The organism is Vibrio sp. 1CM7H (genome assembly GCF_023161645.1).
GTDB lineage: Bacteria > Pseudomonadota > Gammaproteobacteria > Enterobacterales > Vibrionaceae > Vibrio > Vibrio diabolicus.
This window is the reverse complement of record NZ_JALNTV010000005.1, coordinates 30832-50142: the sequence shown is the minus strand read 5'-3', so window position 1 is coordinate 50142 and position 19311 is coordinate 30832. Positions and strand designations below refer to the sequence as shown.

Annotated in this window: 20 protein-coding genes and 1 tRNA gene; 5 read left to right on the top strand and 16 right to left on the bottom strand. The window is 46.0% G+C overall.

Translation table 11 applies throughout. The features are described from left to right. Positions 1-170 precede the first annotated feature (170 nt). The 14 genes from MSG33_RS17675 to MSG33_RS17610 form a co-directional block, all read right to left on the bottom strand. Positions 171-1325, bottom strand: coding sequence for a flagellin (locus tag MSG33_RS17675; RefSeq protein WP_006743025.1), 1155 nt, complete (start codon positions 1323-1325; stop codon positions 171-173). A 423-nt stretch (positions 1326-1748) separates the two neighbouring features. Then, on the bottom strand, positions 1749-2942 hold the full coding sequence (gene flgL / locus MSG33_RS17670; RefSeq protein ID WP_005393113.1) for a flagellar hook-associated protein FlgL: 1194 nt from the start codon (positions 2940-2942) through the stop codon (positions 1749-1751). A gap of 13 nt (positions 2943-2955) precedes the next feature. Continuing rightward, the gene (flgK, locus tag MSG33_RS17665) at positions 2956-4896 is read right to left on the bottom strand and encodes a flagellar hook-associated protein FlgK (RefSeq protein WP_248381600.1); all 1941 of its coding nucleotides are present in this window, start codon (positions 4894-4896) and stop codon (positions 2956-2958) included. A 159-nt stretch (positions 4897-5055) separates the two neighbouring features. Beyond that, on the bottom strand, positions 5056-5982 hold the full coding sequence (flgJ, locus tag MSG33_RS17660; protein WP_046874278.1) for a flagellar assembly peptidoglycan hydrolase FlgJ: 927 nt from the start codon (positions 5980-5982) through the stop codon (positions 5056-5058). Between the two features lie 16 nt (positions 5983-5998). Beyond that, positions 5999-7090 (bottom strand): flagellar basal body P-ring protein FlgI, encoded by a 1092-nt coding sequence (locus tag MSG33_RS17655; RefSeq protein WP_006743028.1) that lies wholly within the window; start codon positions 7088-7090, stop codon positions 5999-6001. Between the two features lie 43 nt (positions 7091-7133). After that, the gene (gene flgH / locus MSG33_RS17650) at positions 7134-7913 is read right to left on the bottom strand and encodes a flagellar basal body L-ring protein FlgH (protein ID WP_006743029.1); all 780 of its coding nucleotides are present in this window, start codon (positions 7911-7913) and stop codon (positions 7134-7136) included. 30 nt (positions 7914-7943) lie between these two features. After that, the gene (flgG, locus tag MSG33_RS17645) at positions 7944-8732 is read right to left on the bottom strand and encodes a flagellar basal-body rod protein FlgG (protein WP_005382032.1); all 789 of its coding nucleotides are present in this window, start codon (positions 8730-8732) and stop codon (positions 7944-7946) included. An 18-nt stretch (positions 8733-8750) separates the two neighbouring features. Next, positions 8751-9500 carry a flagellar basal-body rod protein FlgF gene (gene flgF / locus MSG33_RS17640; RefSeq protein WP_005382031.1) on the bottom strand — a complete coding sequence of 250 codons (750 nt, stop codon included), beginning with the start codon at positions 9498-9500 and terminating at the stop codon, positions 8751-8753. A gap of 291 nt (positions 9501-9791) precedes the next feature. After that, positions 9792-11105 carry a flagellar hook protein FlgE gene (gene flgE / locus MSG33_RS17635; protein ID WP_005393123.1) on the bottom strand — a complete coding sequence of 438 codons (1314 nt, stop codon included), beginning with the start codon at positions 11103-11105 and terminating at the stop codon, positions 9792-9794. 30 nt (positions 11106-11135) lie between these two features. Then, positions 11136-11846, bottom strand: coding sequence for a flagellar hook assembly protein FlgD (gene flgD / locus MSG33_RS17630; RefSeq protein ID WP_005393125.1), 711 nt, complete (start codon positions 11844-11846; stop codon positions 11136-11138). A gap of 17 nt (positions 11847-11863) precedes the next feature. Continuing rightward, positions 11864-12277, bottom strand: coding sequence for a flagellar basal body rod protein FlgC (gene flgC, locus MSG33_RS17625; protein WP_005393132.1), 414 nt, complete (start codon positions 12275-12277; stop codon positions 11864-11866). Positions 12278-12282: 5 nt separating this feature from the next. Beyond that, complete coding sequence (flgB, locus tag MSG33_RS17620) at positions 12283-12678, bottom strand: flagellar basal body rod protein FlgB (RefSeq protein WP_005382026.1); 396 nt, start codon at positions 12676-12678, stop codon at positions 12283-12285. A gap of 307 nt (positions 12679-12985) precedes the next feature. Further along, positions 12986-13813: a protein-glutamate O-methyltransferase gene (locus tag MSG33_RS17615; RefSeq protein WP_005382024.1), complete on the bottom strand. Its 828-nt coding sequence runs from the start codon at positions 13811-13813 to the stop codon at positions 12986-12988. A gap of 11 nt (positions 13814-13824) precedes the next feature. Beyond that, complete coding sequence (locus MSG33_RS17610; protein ID WP_005382022.1) at positions 13825-14751, bottom strand: chemotaxis protein CheV; 927 nt, start codon at positions 14749-14751, stop codon at positions 13825-13827. 76 nt (positions 14752-14827) lie between these two features. Between MSG33_RS17610 and flgA the strand changes: the two genes are divergently transcribed. The 3 genes from flgA (at position 14828) to flgN (ending at position 16458) form a co-directional block, all read left to right on the top strand. Beyond that, positions 14828-15574 (top strand): flagellar basal body P-ring formation chaperone FlgA, encoded by a 747-nt coding sequence (flgA, locus tag MSG33_RS17605; protein ID WP_005393139.1) that lies wholly within the window; start codon positions 14828-14830, stop codon positions 15572-15574. A gap of 116 nt (positions 15575-15690) precedes the next feature. Next, on the top strand, positions 15691-16005 hold the full coding sequence (gene flgM / locus MSG33_RS17600; RefSeq protein WP_005382018.1) for a flagellar biosynthesis anti-sigma factor FlgM: 315 nt from the start codon (positions 15691-15693) through the stop codon (positions 16003-16005). A 27-nt stretch (positions 16006-16032) separates the two neighbouring features. Further along, entirely contained in the window at positions 16033-16458 is a 426-nt protein-coding gene (flgN, locus tag MSG33_RS17595; RefSeq protein ID WP_248381598.1) for a flagellar export chaperone FlgN, read from the top strand. A gap of 114 nt (positions 16459-16572) precedes the next feature. On the opposite strand, the gene flgP is transcribed toward flgN, so the two are convergent. Together flgP and MSG33_RS17585 are read right to left on the bottom strand one after the other, a co-directional pair. Continuing rightward, the gene (flgP, locus tag MSG33_RS17590; protein ID WP_005382014.1) at positions 16573-17004 is read right to left on the bottom strand and encodes a flagellar assembly lipoprotein FlgP; all 432 of its coding nucleotides are present in this window, start codon (positions 17002-17004) and stop codon (positions 16573-16575) included. A 9-nt stretch (positions 17005-17013) separates the two neighbouring features. Then, positions 17014-17652 (bottom strand): FlgO family outer membrane protein, encoded by a 639-nt coding sequence (locus tag MSG33_RS17585; protein WP_248381597.1) that lies wholly within the window; start codon positions 17650-17652, stop codon positions 17014-17016. Between the two features lie 169 nt (positions 17653-17821). On the opposite strand from MSG33_RS17585, the gene MSG33_RS17580 reads away from it, so the two are divergent. Together MSG33_RS17580 and MSG33_RS17575 are read left to right on the top strand one after the other, a co-directional pair. Beyond that, positions 17822-18955 (top strand): flagellar assembly protein FlgT, encoded by a 1134-nt coding sequence (locus tag MSG33_RS17580; RefSeq protein ID WP_048626114.1) that lies wholly within the window; start codon positions 17822-17824, stop codon positions 18953-18955. A gap of 177 nt (positions 18956-19132) precedes the next feature. After that, a tRNA-Arg gene (locus MSG33_RS17575) sits at positions 19133-19209 on the top strand. Positions 19210-19311: the final 102 nt, after the last annotated feature.

The window sequence follows — 19311 nt, the reverse complement described above, 5'->3', positions numbered from 1 at the left end:
ATGTGGAGATCAAGAGAAATGAACACATTTCCGGCATACCGAGTGCAACTTTACATTGAAAATGATTGGCAGGTGAGAGATGAGAGAGCCGCTCATTCTATTGTAAAGTTGCTTGCCAAAAGCCTGCATTCCCATCCACGTCTGAATGTATTGAGTACAGGCTAAGTAAACTACTGCAATAGTGACATTGCAGAGTTTGGCAACTGTTTCGCTTGAGCAAGAATTGATGTACCTGCTTGTTGCAAAATTTGTGCTTTGGTCATTTGCGTGGTTTCTTTCGCAAAGTCCGTGTCTTTAATTCGGCTGTTCGACGCGTCAACGTTTTCTTGGATGTTTGCCAAGTTGTTGATGCTGTGACTCAGACGGTTTTGCTTCGCACCCAAGTCCGCACGTTGTGAATCCACGTATTTCAGTGCCGAATCCAGCACAGAGATAGCGTTTTGAGAACCTTGTACGGTTGTCATATCAATATCTTGTACTGATGTTCTAAGAGGTTCATCGCTCAAACCAAGCTCAGACGCCAATCCACCCGAAATTGAAATTTCACCCTGAACGTTTGGATGTGCAACAAAAACTTGTAACTTGCCATCTTCACTTACAGACGCGTTGATCATATCAGACTGACCATTAATGTACGTTGCAAGCTCTTCGATGTCGTCACCTGCTTTTGCATTAATGTTGATTTCTAGATCATCGACATTGCCGTCTTCGTCTTCACCCATACCTGGCAAAGTGATTTTTAGATCCGATTTAGCTGGGTCAACGCCCCAATCTTTATCTTTACCGTTTTCCGATAAGAAGGTCACACCGCCCATGCGAGTATCGTCCGCACGAATGCTGGTTAGCCCCATAATCATTGCTTCACCTGAGCTCGCACCAATCTGGAATGCCGCTTCACCGAATGAGCCGTTCAATAGACGACGGCCACCGAATGACGTGGTTTCTGCGATACGGTTTAGCTCGTCAATCAATGCCATTGACTCTTCGTTGATCGCCTGACGCTCAGCCGGAGAGTTAGTACCGTTCGATGATTGAATAGCAAGGTCACGCATACGTTGCATGACAGATGTTGCCTCATTCATCGCACCTTCAGCGGTTTGTGCAATCGAGATACCATCGTTCGCGTTACGCATTGCGACATCTAGACCACGAGACTGTGCAGTTAAGCGGTTGGAGATCTGTAGACCTGCCGCATCATCTTTTGCACTGTTAATCTTATGTCCTGAAGATAAGCGCTCCATCGACGTATTTAATTCGTCAGTCGCTTTGTTTAGGTAACGCTGCGCGGTCATCGCGGAGACGTTAGTACTAACTGTTACAGCCATTTTGCTCTCCTTTTGAGTTCGCAAGCTTTTGCGAAGCGGTCAGCTTTACTCTCATTTGGATAAGCACTGACCGTAAAAATTACTTGCTAAATCTGCCTTAAACGCAGGGTTTAGAATCTCTAAATCTGTTCTGATATTTTCAATACAATTTGTGTGCCAACTTATAAAATTTATTTCACCACCTTTAAAAGAAGCACATAAACAATAAGTTAGCGTTATCACTAAACCATTTCCGGATAATGAGGCTCATCTTGCTTCATAGATATTGACCGCTACTTTGTTGCCGCCCGACTTGCCTCTCGCGTCATTGCCGCTTTGGGTAAAATCGTGCCGCATAGCATGACTCTTAATTTACGTCGATTTATCGCACTTAAGGCTTTGCACATAAGGCATCAAAAATCAGACAGTGTGTCTTAAGTCAGACTAAATATAGTTAAACAGAGTTAGATCTTTGGTCTTACCGAATGCTTGTTGCGATGCCTGTAACGCTCGCGAGTTTTCACTGAACTCGATAACGGCTTTAGAGTAATCCAAATCCTCAAAGTTGCTCTTCGCTTTCGCCAGAGACAAATTAAAGTCTTCGTGGTTTTGCTCTTGGATATCGAGCGTGCTCAATCGAGCTCCGGCATCAGTACGCGCTTTATTCAAATGGATAAAAGCAGCGTGAAATTCTTCTGTCATTTGGTGCAATTTGGCGGTAGCCGACGTATCCGACACCGATTTATCTGACCACGCCATTGCATCCTTGAAGGTATCGAAAATGCTGAACTCTGCCCGCTTTTCGATCTCGATGCTATCGCCAGGCGTAATTTGACCTTTTACGTGCACTTTCAGGCCTTTGTACTCAATGCCTTTTTCTGGAGAAAACTCATCGGCATCCACGACTTTACCGTTACGCTCTAGTTGGTAACCAAATTTGCCGTTGTTCATATCGACAAATGTCACGCGATACGCCGCATCATCCTTCGTATCAACGTTAGTGGCTCTGTTTAATAGCAACTCAGAACCGTTTTGTAGATCGTAATTCGGCTGATAATCGCCAAATGGGTTTGGTATCTCCATAAACAGCTTGCTGCCAGGATCGTTCATTGGCATCTCAAGCATGCTGGAGACTTTCATTTTGCGCTGGTAATCGTCTCCAGCGTACTGAACACTACCGTCTTTATCGCGATAGAATGGTTGGCTTTTTGGCTTAGTGCCAGCAAACACGTAGTTACCAGATTCATCTTGCGAGTTCACTAAGTTAAGGAAGTTGTTCGCAATCTCTTCTAGCTCACGCTTCTTTGCTTGTCGGTCTTCCGCAGAAAACGCACCGTTAATCATCTCCATCGTTAAGCGCTTCGACTCGTCGGCAAAATTCTCTGCATTGGCGATATTAACTTCGTGGTTTTCTAGACGATTACGCACCAACACTATTGAGCTAAGGTATTGTTGTAGCTGTTCTTGTTGCTGACTAATATTTTGAATGTAATGCGACGCAAGGGGATCGTCGCTAGGTTTCAGTAACTTTTTCCCTGAAGCAAGTTGCTCTTGGTTATGGTGAACCTTATTTTCTTGACGACGCAAATCATTTTGTACGGACTGATAGTTATGGAAACTAGAAATTCGGGTTAGCACTTATCTCTTCTCCTTACCTCAGTTGTAAAATGGTATTGAAGGTATCATTCGCCGCTTGCATCACACGTGATGAAGCCATGTACGCTTGTTGAAACTTCATCATGTTGGCGGCTTCTTCATCGAGGTTAACGCCAGAGATAGAAGCAACGCGCTCTTGTGCCGCTTCATGCTCTAAGCGAGCGACAGAAGCTAATCGGTTTGCTGTAGAAGATTTCAATCCGACTTCGGTATTGAGGTTGTGATAAACATCAATCAAAGTACTGGATTTTCCGTCCATCATCTTATCTGTTTGGATCTTCTGCATTTTTCTCAAGTTGCCGTTACCACCTTCAGAAGGCACCAAGTTTGCGGTGAATTTATCATTCATCAGCGCGCCTTCGCTCAGCTCAAACACGGTTGCATCGCCGTTTTTATACAGCGGATGACTTTTCGGCACTGAGATTTCAATCATCGGGTTATCTTTGTCTAGCGGGTATGAGTATTTGTCCGATAGCAAATTGCCTTTGTTGTCCGTGATCTTTAACCACGGCTTATCATGTTTCTCGTCGGCTGGTTGTACGGTGACCTCAAACTCTTTGACATCCCCCGCCTCACGAATTTTGAACTTGGCGTTACCTTGAGCAAAAGTGGTTGAAGCTTCATAACTTTGCGCTGCAATGGCTTTTGCATCATTGGTTTCCATCTTGATGATGGCTGCGCCACTTCGTGTTGGGCGCAATAATACGCGCTCACCAGCGGCAAGACCTTCACCGATTTGCACTTTCATACCATCCAGAACAAACGAAGAATCCGATTGATCAATGTTCAACGACATTTGCTCACCTTTCGGTGTTGTCACGCTATACTGGTCGCCATCATAACGTAGCGAATATTCACCACCTTTGATCGCTGAAATATCATCAATGTAAACCGCAACATCTGCTTGAGAGTCAGGCGCAGCAAAAACTCGAGATTTTGCCACCAGCTCAGAGTTCACGTCGGTAAATACGTCTTTACCTATCTTACCGTTAAGATCCAGACCTTGAGATTGCAGCTGATTAATTTTGTAGGAAAAGCCCGTCGCTAAACGGCCCATTTCATCCTGAAGTTGCGGAATGTGTTTGTCGCGCATTTCAAGCAAGGCACCTATTTTGCCATCCATGTCGTCAGACTTGATCGCTTTAATGCCATCCCCTTCCACCATTGCTAAGCGTCTTTGATGAACATCCGGATAGCCGTCAATCATTTTGAGCTGGCTTGCTTCCGTGCCAGAAACAAGCGTGTGTCCATTGCCGATGTGAACATTAAACCCTTCGGCATTTTTGCGTGGGGTTACGGTAACTTTGGTGTACTCAGATAACTCAGTAACCAGCTTTTCATGCTGGTCCATCAAATCATTATGTGGACCGGGTGTGCGCATCATTAACCGATGCACATCGCGGATTTCCAAGGCAAGTTGGTTCACGCGTTCAATGCCCATATCCAATTTTTTATTGGTCACATCAGATTGCAACCGCACAGTTTCATGGAAGTCATTTAATGTATCAGAGACGATTTTCGCCTTTTCCAATACCACTTTCCGTGCCCCCAAATCGTTCGGGGTATCTGCCATGGTTTTGACCGCATCGAACCACTCGTTCAAGTTCTCTGGAATTTTCTTCGATGCAACTGAGCTCAACATGCTAGAGAGCATATCAAGATTGTCTTGGGTATCCGTTTTGTTGGCATTGTTGGTTGACGACAAGTTCAGTTCATTCACGGCAAACTGATCCCACGAGCGGCGAACATTTTCCACATGCACACCCATGCCGTAGGTAGAGCCACCAAACATGCGCGGATCATTCGTACCTTGGATAACAGACTGGCGGCTATAACCCTCTGTATTAACATTAGAAATGTTATGACCAGTGGTGTTTAATTGTCTCTGAGCAGTAAGCACACTTTGAGTACCTACATTCAGAAGATCTGACGCCATACATGCCCCCAAAAACGAAATAAAATCGGCAAAACCGATCACCTAGACACATCAAAGCAAAAGGTGTGCCAAATAAAAGAGAGGTGTGAATGTTCAGAAAAAGTAAAGGCTTGCACTGTGGCAAGCCTTCGAAAACAACATGAACTGGCGAAGAGTAAATTACATACTTTCGATTTTCTGCTTCACCTGCAGGACTTTGTCTGCGTAATTCGGATCGGTCGCGTAACCCGCGCTGTGAATGCCGCGAATGAAGGACTCTGAATTCCCTCGCTGTTGCAATGCTGTCTCGTAACGTGGGTTGTCATTTAAAAAGCGCACAAAATCATTAAAGCTGTCTTCGTAATTTGAGTAGGCGCGAAACGCTGCCGTCTCTTTCACTGGCGTATTATCGTGGAACTCTAGCGTTTGAGTCGTCACTTTGTCACCCTGCCAGCTTCGATCTGCTTTGATGTTAAATAAGTTGTTGCTGCTGCCACGCGCGTTCTTCACGACCTTTTGTCCCCACCCGGTTTCCAAAGCCGCTTGCGCAAGTAGCAGAGATGGCTCGACACCTAGGGCTTTCGCGGCTTTCTCCGCGTATGGCTTCATCGAGTTAACAAAAGATTCTGGCGAATCGAATCGAGTTGGTTCATTGCTTGGTCGAGATAGCTGACCAGATTCAATCAAGCGCTGTTCAATCTCACGCGCTTTTTTCGGGTCAACACGACGATATTCCACGGCATTATTTGCCGCATCACGCATTGCAGTTTCACTCTTGTCGTTACCTTGCCCAGCCGTTAATTGCTTAACAATCATATCGGCCAAGCCCATTGAACCAGACGAACTGAGCTCGCTCGCCATCTGCTCATCCAGCATTTGTCGATAGAACTTCTCGTTCTGGCTGTTCATCATGTTGGACTCAAAGCCCTCATTGGCTTCTCGCATGGATTTCAACATCATGGAGGTGAAAATAGATTCGAACTGACGAGCCGCTGCACGCAGTGCTTCTTGCTCGCCATCTTTACCTTCCTTCACTGCTTTTTGACGCAAGGTATCCAGCGAACTGATGTCATGAATAAAACCAATGTCGTTAGGATTGTTCATTATACCTACCTCCTAACCATTAAATGATGATCAACTGGCCTTCAATGGCACCAGCTTGTTTCAATGCTTGCAAGATAGCCATCAAATCCGACGGCGCTGCGCCGACTTGGTTAACGGCACGGACCAAATCATCCAACGTTAAGCCAGGCTCGAACTTAAACATCTTGCCCTGTTCTTCGCTGACTTCGATATCCGAGTCTGGCACGACAACGGTTTGCCCACCAGAAAAGCCGTTAGGTTGGCTAACATTCAGGTTTTCTTTGATTGCGACCGTCATTCCGCCATGGGTTACCGCAGCAGGTTTAAGGCGAACATGTTTACCAACTACGATGGTACCCGTGCGAGAGTTAACGATGATTTTGGCTGCGCCATCTGCTGGGTCGAATTCTAGGTTTTCAATTGCCGATAAGAACGCCACACGCTGGCTGACGTCACGAGGAGCACGCACACGTACCGACGTCGCGTCGACTGCACTCGCCATTTGTGGGCCAAGGAAGTTGTTTACCGCATCCGCCATACGTTGAGCCGTTGTGAAGTCTGACTCAAGCAAGTTGAACGTGATGTAATCACCACGACCAAATGGATTTGGAATTTCTCGCTCTACTGTCGCACCACTAGAGATAAGACCAACGGTTGGATTGTTACCTACGATTTTTGAACCGTCAGCACCTTCAGCGCTGAAGCCGCTCACCACTAAGTTACCTTGAGCAACCGCGTAAACTTGACCATCGAGACCTTTTAGGAACGTTTGCAGTAGCGTACCACCACGCAAACTTTTGGCACTTCCGATGGAAGAGACTGTCACGTCTACTTGCTGACCTGGTTTAGAGAAAGGCGGCAACTCTGCCGTTACCATGACTGCAGCAACGTTTTTAATTTTTGGCTTTGTGCCCGGCGGCATCTGAATGCCGAAGTTTTGCAGCATAGCGGCGAAACTTTGCTCCGTAAACGGGTTCGCTTCGCCTGTGCCAGGTAAGCCTGAAACCAAACCATAACCCACGAGTTGGTTGCTTCGTACACCTGCCACTTGCGCGACGTCTTTGATACGTGCAGCTTGGGCAGCGGTAGAAAACAGAGCAACGCTCATCAGTATTAAAAGGAGTTTTTTCATGCTTACTTATCTCTTGCAGTCAAATTGCCGTCAGCACGGCGTGTTATAGCGCTACATTAAAGAATCGTGCCAAGAAACCCGGCTCTTGCATATCTTGTTGTACACCGGTGCCAGAGTACTGAATTCTTGCGTTAGAAACGCGGTTTGATGCAATAGTATTGTCGAAACTAATGTCATCCGGACGAATAGTGCCGCTTAAACGTATGTACTCATCACCCGTATTAAGCGTCATCCATTTTTCTCCACGGATAACGAGGTTGCCATTTGCCAAAACTTCAATCACCTCAACAGTAATGTAACCACTGATGCTGTTGCTCTGCTTTGCAGAAGAGTCACCTGCAAATGAGTTGGAGTTGTTTAAGTCATAAGAGAAATTATATTTTCCGCCAATTTGCAGCTCTTCTCCGCCCACTTGAAGCGGGTCCATTTGTGCTTCATTGGTTTTCGATAAATCGGCATTGGCGCTTTTCGTCGCACTAGTTGTCTCATCCAGAGTTACGGTAATAATGTCGCCAATACCACGTGGCTTGGAATCGTCGTAAAGATCGGTAATGTGCTCGGCGCTAAACAGTGAACCTGTTGCAGCAGCATAATGCTCAGGTTTCTTTTTCGGATGAATAGGAGCCCATGCAGGATCACCCGCAACCGGATCGCTTCTGCCACGCAGTGTATCCACGATACCGCTGCTCTCTTCTTTCGATTTATCGCCTTCTACCGCGTCAACCACCGTCGTTGCTTGTGTCACTTCATCCGTTTCAATCGGCTCTAACATGGCACAACCCGACATCGTGGCAATCAAAGCAAGTAGACAAATACGTTTCATCGTGAGCTCCTCAATTCTTGCTCTTAACCGTTATAACTGCTGGTTAACGAAGCTCATCATCTTATCGACTGACGAGATCACTTTTGAGTTCATTTCGTAAACACGCTGGGCTTCGATCATGTTGACCAACTCTTCCGTTACATTCACGTTAGACGCTTCCAGCATGGATTGACGGATTTCACCCAAACCGTCCAAACCAGGAACACCTTCTTGTGGATCGCCACTGGCACCCGTTGGTAAGTAAAGGTTCTGGCCAATTGGCTCTAGGCCACCTGGGTTAACAAAGTCTGTAATGGTTAGCTGACCAACGACTTGGTTGTCTTGCTGACCACGGACGCGAACCGATACTTCACCATCCGTACCGACAGTGATAGAAATCGCATCTTCTGGAATCACAATTTCAGGTTCTACAGGGTAGCCAGAACCCGACGTGACTAACGTGCCTTCACCATTTAACGTGAACTGACCGTTACGGGTGTAACCGATGTTGCCATCCGGCAACGTCACTTGGAAGAAGCCGTCGCCTTCAACCATCATGTCTAGTGCGTTGGTCGTTGTCTGCGCATTACCATGCGTGTGCACTTTTTGCGTCGCAACCACTTTAGAACCCGCACCTAGCATCAAGCCACTCGGAAGCTCAGTGTTCTGAGATGATTGGCCGCCAGGCTGGTTGATGTTCTGATAGAACAAATCTTCGAATACCGCACGGCTCTTTTTGTAGCCCACAGTAGAGGCGTTCGCCAAGTTGTTCGAAATCGTGGCAATGTTGGTTTGTTGGGCGTCTAGACCTGTTTTACTTACCCATAGTGCTGGATGCATAGTGAACCTCTAACTCTGTTAACTCATACGAAGCAGTGAATCTGAAGATTTATCCATCTCTTCAGCAGTGCTCATCATCTTGACTTGCATTTCAAACTGACGCTGTAAGTCAATCAATGCGGTCATTTCACCTACGGCATTCACGTTACTGCCTTCAATCGCTCCTGTCTGGAGGCTAACAGTAGCGTCTGCTTCGTAAGGTTGGTTTGGAGTTTTATGGCGAAATAAGCCATTGGTGTCTTTAAATAAGCTTTGATCATTAGGCTTAACAAGCTTGATGCGATCAACCGCTTGGAATTCTTCTGCCGGGGCACCTTGAGGAAGCACAGAGATGGTGCCATCTCGACCGATTTCAATTTTGGAGAGAGGAATAGGCAAAGTAATCGGCGCATCATTTTCACCTAGCACTAAATGGCCACTTGCGTTAGTAAGCATGCCATTTTGATCGACTTTTAGGTTACCGTTACGGGTCAATCCTTCTTTACCCGTGTGATCGAGTACCGAAATCCAGCCGCTGCCTTCAATCGTCACATCCAGATCACGCCCTGTTGTAATCACGCTACCTTGAGCAAAGTTATGCCCTGGACGCTCTGTCATGCTGAACACACGTGAAGGATGGCCTTCACCATAAGCCTGCATTGAGCGAGCCTGTGCTAAATCCGCACGAAACCCTGTCGTGCTTACGTTAGCCAAGTTATTAGCACGCAATTGTAGTGCCTGCATATTTTGCTTGGCCCCACTCATTGCGAGAAACAGTGCGCGATCCATAAATTACTCCAAAAACTTCTCTGTACACGGAGTAAAAGCAATAGTTATGCCAACACAAAAATGAGCTTATTTATCAAGCAGTTAAATAAGAAACAAAAGATTAAGAGGGGGTTTCAGTGGCAGAAAACTGCAACAAGGGGCAAGGTTTTGATCCACATGGCGGCAACGGCGGCAAATCAGAGATCAAAGCATGCTTAACCTGAACTGAGGTATTTTCAGGCTAAGCATCAGATGAATGTCATGATGTTATCAAGCCAAGTGGCGAAAGCTCGCCTAACTTGATGATGCAGATTATCGGATCTGCAGGATATTTTGTTGTAGCTGGTTGTGCACTTCTAGCGAACGTGAGTTTGCTTGGAAGTTACGCTGAGCAGAAATCAGGTCCACCAGCTCCTGCGTCATATCAATGTTTGACTGTTCCAGCATACCGTTGTTGATGGTGCCGAAAGAGCCTTTGTTAGATTCACCCCAAATCTTGTCACCAGAGAACTGAGTTGAATCCCATTGCGTACCGCCCTTCTTATCCAGACCTTGCTCGTTTGGAACACGTACTAGCGCGACACGACCCAATGTGACGTTTTCACCGTTTGAGTAAGTCCCCATTACGCTGCCGTTTTCATCGAAGTCAACCTTGGTTAGGAAGCCCGTTGTTGCACCGTCTTCATCGAACTTGGTCAGTTCGAACGGAGCAGCAAACTGTGTTGCCGAGCCTAAACCGAAGTTAAGCGTCTGCGCAGGATCGGCACCATTCATATCGACTGGTGTCGTGTTCGTCGCCGGATCGCCCAGTGCCACAGACGTAATTGGCTGACCATTGTTCAAGCTCGCCAACGTCCCATCGTTGTTGAACTTCATGGTATGACCCACATGGCCTGTTGGCGTTTGTGCATCACCTGCCGCAACATTTAAAGGCTTTTCACCTTCTTTATCTGTCACTGTGTAGTAAGTGTTCCACGTGTTTGGCTGAGTCTGATCTTTCAAGTAGTACGTCGTTAGCTTGTAAGACTGACCCATCGAGTCATAAATAGTCGAAGAGGTTGAACGGTTGTATGTATCTGGGTCTGAAAAATCAAACTGAGTTGGATCTTTCAAATCGCCGTTTGCTGGCAAGTTCACGCCCACTTCAATGTTTGCTGTTTGCTTTGGCTTACCAAATTCAGCAGGAATATTGATAGGTTGTGGCTCGTATGAAGAAACCTCACCAGAGCTTGGATCCACTTGGTAACCTAATAAGAACTCATCGTTCGCGGTCACCATGTAGTTTTCTTTATTTAAATGGAATGCACCATTACGTGTCAGTTCATTCTGTTGTGGAGTCAGACGCTCCTTCGCCACAGCGAAGAAACCTGTACCCGAAACACGCAAATCCATTGGGTTGTTGGTGTAAATGCTTGAGCCTTCATGGAACTGCTGCGCCACTTGGCTTGCTTGCGCACCCCCACCCGGCGTGGTTTTTGCGTTAGTAAATAAAGAGTTAGAGTAAACATCAGCAAACTCAGCACGGGACTCTTTAAAGCCGTACGTGTTGGCGTTCGCAATGTTGTTACTGGTGGTGTTCAAATCCAGTTGTGCGGCGGACAAACCGCTTAAAGATACATATGACATTCCAAAATCTCCTAATCTAGCGAGCTATGACTACGCTTTGCCAACTTCCAATACTTCTGCAAGTCGAACTGGCGATTCAAAACCAGCCAGATTGAGTAATACGTTTCCGTCACCTTTGCCGAGCAATACGCTATTTACGTTGGCATATGTCGATACTGGGAACTCTTGCGACTCCCCTTCAACCAAGCCAGACGCTTTCACTTTGTATTTGCCAGCAGGCAGTGGATTTCCGCTTTCATCTTTACCGTCCCAAAGCACACGCGTGTCGCCGGCTGGTTTCGCCCCTACCTCAAAAGTACGAACCAGTTGGCCAGCTTCATCCTCTACACGAACAAACAGATTATCTATAGATTGTGAAAGCTTAACCATTGCCGCCATTGGCGCGTCGTCCTGCTTCACACCTGCCGCTCCTGGGACCAATACGTCACGTCCTACCAAAGAGGAAGCTTGTAACGCTTGGTTTGATGTCATTGACGAGTTCAAACTCTCAAACTGAGTGTTCATCTTGCCAATGCCATCAACGGTCGCAAATGAAGCCATTTGCGCAATCATCTGGTCATTACTTACCGGCTTAAAAGGGTCCTGTTGAGACAATTGCTTCGTGAGCAATGATAAGAAGTCTTCCTGTTTTAGGTCCTGCTTACCCGTGCTCTCTTCCGTCTTCTTGTTACTCTCTTGTAGACTTTTAAGCTGGTCGATATAGGACAAGCCGCTTTGACCAACGTTGTTAATTCCGGCCATACGCTACCTCCTTATCCTTATTGACCCATCTGCAGCGTACGCAGCAGCATTTGTTTACTAGAATCCGCTACTTGCACATTAGTTTGGTATGCGCGAGAAGCTGAAATCATGTTCGCCATTTCTTCCATTACATTCACGTTCGGCTTGTAGATGTAGCCTTCTTCGTTTGCAAGGGGATGGTCTGGGTTGTACTCCGCACTCAGCGGTTTATCGCTTTCTACAATACCCATCACTTTCACTGGCACCGTATCACCGCCACGCATAGCGTTACTTAACTCAGCACCAAACACAGCATGGCGCGCTTTATAAGTGTCTTTCGCAGAGCTGCTGACACTGTCGGCGTTCGCCAAGTTGCTTGAGGTAGTGTTCAGACGAACGGATTCAGCGCTCATTGCGGAACCTGTCACATTGAAAACGTTAAATAAGCTCATCTAAATTATTCCCCTTTGATTGCTTTGGTTAAGTTCTTGAATTTGCTGCCTAGAAAGTCGAGTGATGCTTGGTGTCTGATTTGGTTTTGCATAAACAAGTTACGCTCTAAATCCAAATCTACCGTGTTGCCATCACCTGTATCAGGTTGCGTAGGAAGACGATATAGCTTGTCCCCGACCAACGTTGTAGTGGCAGGAATATGCCGACCATCCGTACGACTAAGACCAATGCTTGCCCCAGATGTTGCCGCTTGCAATTCCTTCGCAAAGTCTAAACCTCTTGCTTTGTAACCAGGCGTGTTGGCTTGTGCAATGTTGGTGGAGATCACCTCAGCATTGCGCTCACGTACGCCCACCGTGTGCTGGTGGATGCCTAGTGCATTGTCAAAAGATATAGCCATGTTTGCCTCTACAATTAAGAACTGACCGTGATTGATAACCAAAAAGCAATTATCATGCCAAAAACATAAAGCGCTCTATCTACTTAATAGCTATCACCCATTGGAATAGCAATAAGTGAGCCAAAGTGACTGGAATGTCATGTCGTTTCACTTTGTTCACTTAATAAAGATACACCGTGATGAGGGAACAAAGCAAAATCGCGCTTCAATTTAGCAAGTGAAAACGTGGAAACACTCGAAGGCAGGAAACCAGCAAACAAAAAAAGCCTGACACGAGGTCAGGCTTTTTATCAATGAAGAGATACCGCTATTTAAGCTTGTAAATGATACCCGGATTACAGCGCACCATTTCAAATTTATCAGTCAGACCAGTTAGCGACTCTGATGCCCCTAACAGCAGATAACCACCTGGGTTTAAGCTGCTCGCCATTTGGTTAAGCACTTTTGATTTCATTTCCGGTGAGAAGTAAATCAGCACGTTGCGACAAAAAATAATGTCGAACTTACCCATCAGTGCATAACTGTCCATCAAGTTTTGTGGACGAAAGTTCACCAAACGTTTGACGTTGTCTTTGACTTTCATACGGCCACCGTCCGCATTCTCAAAGAAGGTGCGGCGACGTTCTGGTGAAAGTCCGCGCCCTAGAGCCAAATTGTCATACACACCTGCACGACACATCTCGAGCATACTTGCTGAAATGTCTGTTGCTGTAATAGACACGTTTGGTAACAAACCCGGCTTGCGCTGTTGCGTTTCCAGAATCGTCATTGCAATAGAATACGGCTCTTGGCCCGATGAACTGGCTGCAGACCAGATCTTGATTGGGCGCTTGCTTGCCGCTACTTCTGGCAATAATTTGTCAGCTAAAACTGTGAACGGATAAGTATCTCGAAACCACAAGGTTTCGTTAGTCGTCATCGCATCCACAGCGGCCACTCGTAATTCACGATTGCGCCCTGTAACAACATCACGTAGCAAATCTGATAACGATGCGAGCTTAAACTTAGTCACTAAAGGACTCAGTCGGCTACGCACAAGGTATTGCTTGCTATCACCTAACACGATGCCACATTGCGATTCTAGAAAACGGCTAAAGTCACGATACTCTTGATCACTGATTGTAATAGCAGTCATTAATGTCTCTTTTATTGTGTTAATGCAGATTTAACCGCGTTACCCAATTCATCTGGGTTAAATTTCGCAATGAAGGTATTGGCACCTACACGCTCAACCATAGCCTGGTTGAATACACCACTTAATGAAGAATGGAGGATAACATAAAGGTCTTTCAAATCGGCATGTCTGCGAATTTCAGCCGTTAAGGTATAGCCGTCCATTTCTGGCATTTCAATATCGGAAATAACCAACGAAATTTGATCGTAGATATTGCCTTCTTGAGCCATTTCAATCAACTTATTGTACGCTTCTTTGCCATCTTTGACAGATACGACCTCGAAACCGATGGATGTAATCGCACGCTCTACCTGTTTACGCGCGACAGTCGAGTCATCGGCAATCAATATACGGCGTACAATAGGCTTTTCTTGTTCTGCTTGCGCGATTTCTTCACCGATAGCGGAATCCATCGTTTCATCAACCGGCGCAATCTCCGCCAGGATTTTTTCAACGTCAAGGATTTCAACCAGCTCGTTGTCGATGTTCGTCACTGCGGTCAAGTAGTGCGCTTTACCCGCACCGTCTGGCGGTGGCAAAATCGCTTCCCAATGCATATTGATAATACGCTCAACCGATGATACCAAAAATGCTTGGATCGTACGGTTAAATTCTGCGATAACAACAAAACATTTATCCAGATCAGTGGTTGGGCGGCCACCAATTGCCAGGCTCAAATCAATAACGGACACGGTATGGCCGCGGATATGAGCGATACCTTTTACCAGCGGGTGTAGATTTGGCATTGAAGTCAGCTTAGGGCACTGCAGTACTTCTTTCACTTTGAATACGTTAATGCCGTAGCGCTGTCGGCCCATCAGTCGAAAGGTCAATAATTCCAATCGGTTCTGACCGACGAGTTGCGTACGCTGATTCACCGAGTCAAGAATCCCCGTCATATGCTCATCTCCATCTCAAACTTTTTGTTTTTAAATGATACTCTACCACTGGCAAGCACGATACCAGGGAGACAGTATGGCGTATTTCACTTTCACTTCGACACCATTGACTATGACAATATGTAGAGCGCTAATTACAAAGTACGCTAAGTCTATCGGCATTTTGCTCAGTATGTTTAGCTTTTTTGTTCATTCAGCTTCAGATAATCAGATCGAGCAAATAAAAACGGCAGCAGAACAACATATTCTTGCTACAGTTGATCAGCCTGATGGTGGCGAGCTATCTGTTAATGCGGCAGATATCGACTCGAGAATAAAAGCAACGGATTGCCCAGTGCCCCTAGATACGTCAGCTTCTTCCACCAGCAGTACTCGAAGCAACATCAATGTTCTAGTGGAATGCCCACCGGATGACTGGAAAGTCTATGTGCCTGTACGGATCTCTGTATCGGTGCCAATGATCGTCGCAACACGAACGCTAGGGAGAGGAGAAATCGTCAGCGCATCGGATGTCACCACTTCTATGATCGAGCTGCAGCGCTTTCGCAAAGATGGCTTTTCTAACTACGATCAAGTGGTTGGCGCAAAGCTAAAACGCAACGTTCGCTTAGGTGATGTTGTTGAGCGAAATGATGTCTGTGTCGTTTGCCGGAATGAAAAGGTCACAATTAAAGCGGTGAACTCTGGCATGACAATCACCACGCAAGGCACTGCATTGCAAGATGGTGCGGCTGGCGATCAAGTAAGAGTGAAAAATGATAAGTCACAGCGTATAATAGAAGGCATAGTGACTGGCATTGCGGAAATCACTGTTAATTTTTAATACCCACTGGTAGCGTGTTTAAACTGATCAATAAAAATGCAAAAAATGACTAAAGTTATTTTTGCACTGGTCGATAGTCTGGATACCAGTATTACGATACAAGGCAAAGGTTAAACATGGCAGGTATAGATAATATACGTTCAGGGCAAATGATGACGACGACAAGTCGTGCACCTGCGCGTAACGATTCCAATGCTACCAGCACGACTGAATCGAAAAAAGCACCCGCACAACAAGACGCTGTATCACTCAGCCAGCAAAGCAAAGCCGTTAGCAAACTCCAAAAAGATATGGCAGCTTCTCCGGCCTATGACAGCGCCAAAGTGGCGGCAATCAAAGAAGCAATCACAAACGGTTCATACAAAGTCGATCCTGAAAAATTGGCCGACAACATGATTAAGTTTGAAAACGAATTGCAAGGCAAAAGCTAACTGACTTAGGCCGAAGGTAAGTATTTTATGGCAGCATTAGTCGATCTCGTCAATTTCCAACTAGAAAATGCTAAGGCACTTTCTGCTGTTTTGCGTCAAGAAACACAAGCGATAACTGCGCGTGTCTCTACCGAGATTGAGAATATTGCCAAACAGAAGATGACACTCATTGAGCAGCTTAGAACAACTGATCAGCGAATCGCCTCTCACCCGCACGTCAATCAACTTACTGAAGATGAGCACCTAAGTCAGGTTGTTGCTCAAATCCAATCGATCGTCCTCGACTGTCAACAAGTCAACAAAGTAAATGGTGAATCGCTTAGTCGCGCACAGCTGAGTTTTAATAAACTCAATAACATGCTTCAGCGAACTCATGGCAAAGTGGGCATGACCTACAATGCCGGTGGCAAAACCCATACTATTTCGACACTTGGCACCAATATAAAAGCCTAAACGTCACTCCTACCCCACACCATCTCTAGAATGTAGATATAAAAAAGCGACTCATTGTTGCCAATCAGCCGCTGGAAAGATTATCTGGTCTTCTGAAGTAATGCGCTTAGTGCATTAGAACAAGGTTTGTTGACGCTTCTCAGGCACCTGTTGAACTTCTCCGTAATCACGCAACTTATCCATCTTACGAATATCAAGACGCAGCTCTGTCACGTAACTGTCTTCAACAAGATAACTACGCACAACTTCTGCACCGCGAATCACACCATCAACCGCGCCTGTAGTGCTCTCGATACCTAAACGCTGGTCTTGCAGTTCTGCACGTCCACTAACACGCATACCATACACTTGTTCTGCCAGTTCACGGTACGCATCAATTTTTGATGCACGCATCGCTCGTACACGCTTTTCTTCTACTGTGCGGCCTGTTTGCTCACTGACACTGGCGTAACCCACTGCCACTAAGATTTCATCTTGACGCATCTGTTGTAATGGCTGACACCCCACCAATATCAGTGTGGCAACAATAAATAATAACTTCTTCATGCTTCTATCCTATGGACGCAGAATCACAGTGTACGGCTGACGAATGGTTGGGTCTGAGCGAATCAACACGCCATCTTGCGTACGGATACTGTTTAACGTATCTAAGTCACGACCAATACGGTCAGCCGGAAGGAAACCCTGCGCCGTTGCTACAACCACACGGCTCTGCATACCGACCACACGTGCATTGACCAGCACCCCGCCCTCTTGGCGCAGCATCGTACCGGTCAGTACATACTGAATTTGTTGCTCTTGCGCCAGATCTTGCCAATCACGGCTTAAAGCAAAATCGCCCTGCTGCGTCACTTGGATAGAGCCCGTAGTTTTGAAATCAACCACTTTAAACCCTCGGCGCTGGAACTGATGGATAAAACCTTCCGAGACCGAGTTACCTAACCAGTTTGTTACATCCATATTTTGTAGATCAACAAACGAGGTAATCGCAATCGGTGTCCGCGCAGATACCGCCACATTAGAAACCATCAGGTCTTCGGTCATGCTTTCAATGAAAAAGTCCATCGTATGACGTGGACTATCCATAAGCATGAACTGGCTTCCCGAGTACGGTTCTTTACCATTGTAAATCGGTGAGTACGCGCACGATGTCAGAAGCGTCATCATCGATGCGGCGACAAGCCACTTTTTCATGGTTTGATTCTCCAGATAATCTTAGGTGATACCGTTCTTGATTAATTCCTTTCTAAGAAAGTGAATATTGGAACAGTCTTTGCTTTTCTTTGTTTGCCTAACGAAGAAAAATCCACCAAACTTCACTGAAATTGTTAAAGCAATATTTATACCCGAACGGTTGTAATCAATGAAAAAAATATTAAACAGTCTGTTTTCAATCACTTTAGTGATGCTTGTGCCTTTTAAAGTAATGGCATCTTGGTATGAAGTAACAGGCGTTGCCACTATCGTTTCTTCAGAAGAGACGGCAAGGCTCCATGCGTTGGAAGACGCGCTGTTCAAAGCCGTCAATTTTTCGGGCGCAGATATTGGCAGTATTAGCAATTTGATGCCGCTACTAGAAGAAAGCCGCAACGAGTACCAGTTTACCAACCATGAAGTCCGTTACATTTTGGTCGAGTCTGAACGTAAACGTCGAGGTAAAGTCGAGGTGAAAATTCGCGTCGATATTTATCCATCGGCAACGGGTTGCCACACCGATCAATACAAAAAGACGATCCTTGTCGGCAATATTGAGGTTGCCTCACCACAACAAGCGGTGATGGGACAGATTTACCAAGTGGGTGACGATTTTAGCCGCGTGGTGAATCGCCAGCTGGATCAAACCTCTCGCAGCTTTGTGTCTGTGGGTACAACGGACTATTCAATTAGCAGTAACTATCCCGCTCGTACTCAAATGATCGCGCAAGATAACGGCGCACAATACATCATTGGGGGAGTCATTACCGATCTCACTGCGACGGTCGAATCTCAACTACTGCAAGATGACATCATCAATCGTCAGTTTGCGTTAGAGATGAAAGTATTTGATGGTAAAACTGGCCATGAAGTCTTCAACAAAGCCTACCGTGAAGTGGCGCGTTGGCCATTTGCCAAAACGAGCCAAGTGGATACTCGCAGTGCGCGCTTTTGGGCGTCGACCTATGGCGAGATGATGCTACGCGTTAGTCGCAATATAATGCTGGATCTAGAGTCAGAGCTGTCTTGCAAAATTACGCTGCCAGAGGTCGTCGCAGTCTTCGGCAATACGGTAACGATGGATCTCGGCCGTATGCATGGCGTAAAAGAGGGAGACAAATTGCAACTTTGGCACACCGCATCATTTATCGACCAAAACGGACTACCAAGAAATAAAGTATCGCAAAGTGAAATTACATTGACGGTATCACGTATATACGAACACGAAGCCGAGCTGACGATTGATCAGCCAAATTTAGCCTCTAGTGTTCAAATTGGCGACGTAATGAACAAGATCCTATAAAAGCAAACATTAAGTCTTGAGATATGCTCACTTTTGAATATCATAGGCAGCGCATCTTATTTGATTATACCAATGACCGTAGTAAGTCGTTCAAAGTGATACTGATAAAGACCTAAACAAAGTTGCTAGGTTTGCATTCAGTAAAACGGTTCAATGAACTGCAACTATTGGTATTACGCCCCCATGGCACAGCTGGATAGCGCAGTCCCCTCCTAAGGGACAGGTCGTAGGTTCGAATCCTACTGGGGGCGCCATATCATAGCCTTAGCTCCCACTTGAGCTAAGGCTTTTTTGTATCCACTATTTCGAGCTTCACAGAGCGTTTCCAAGTAACGTGTAAAACAATTTCCTCAGTA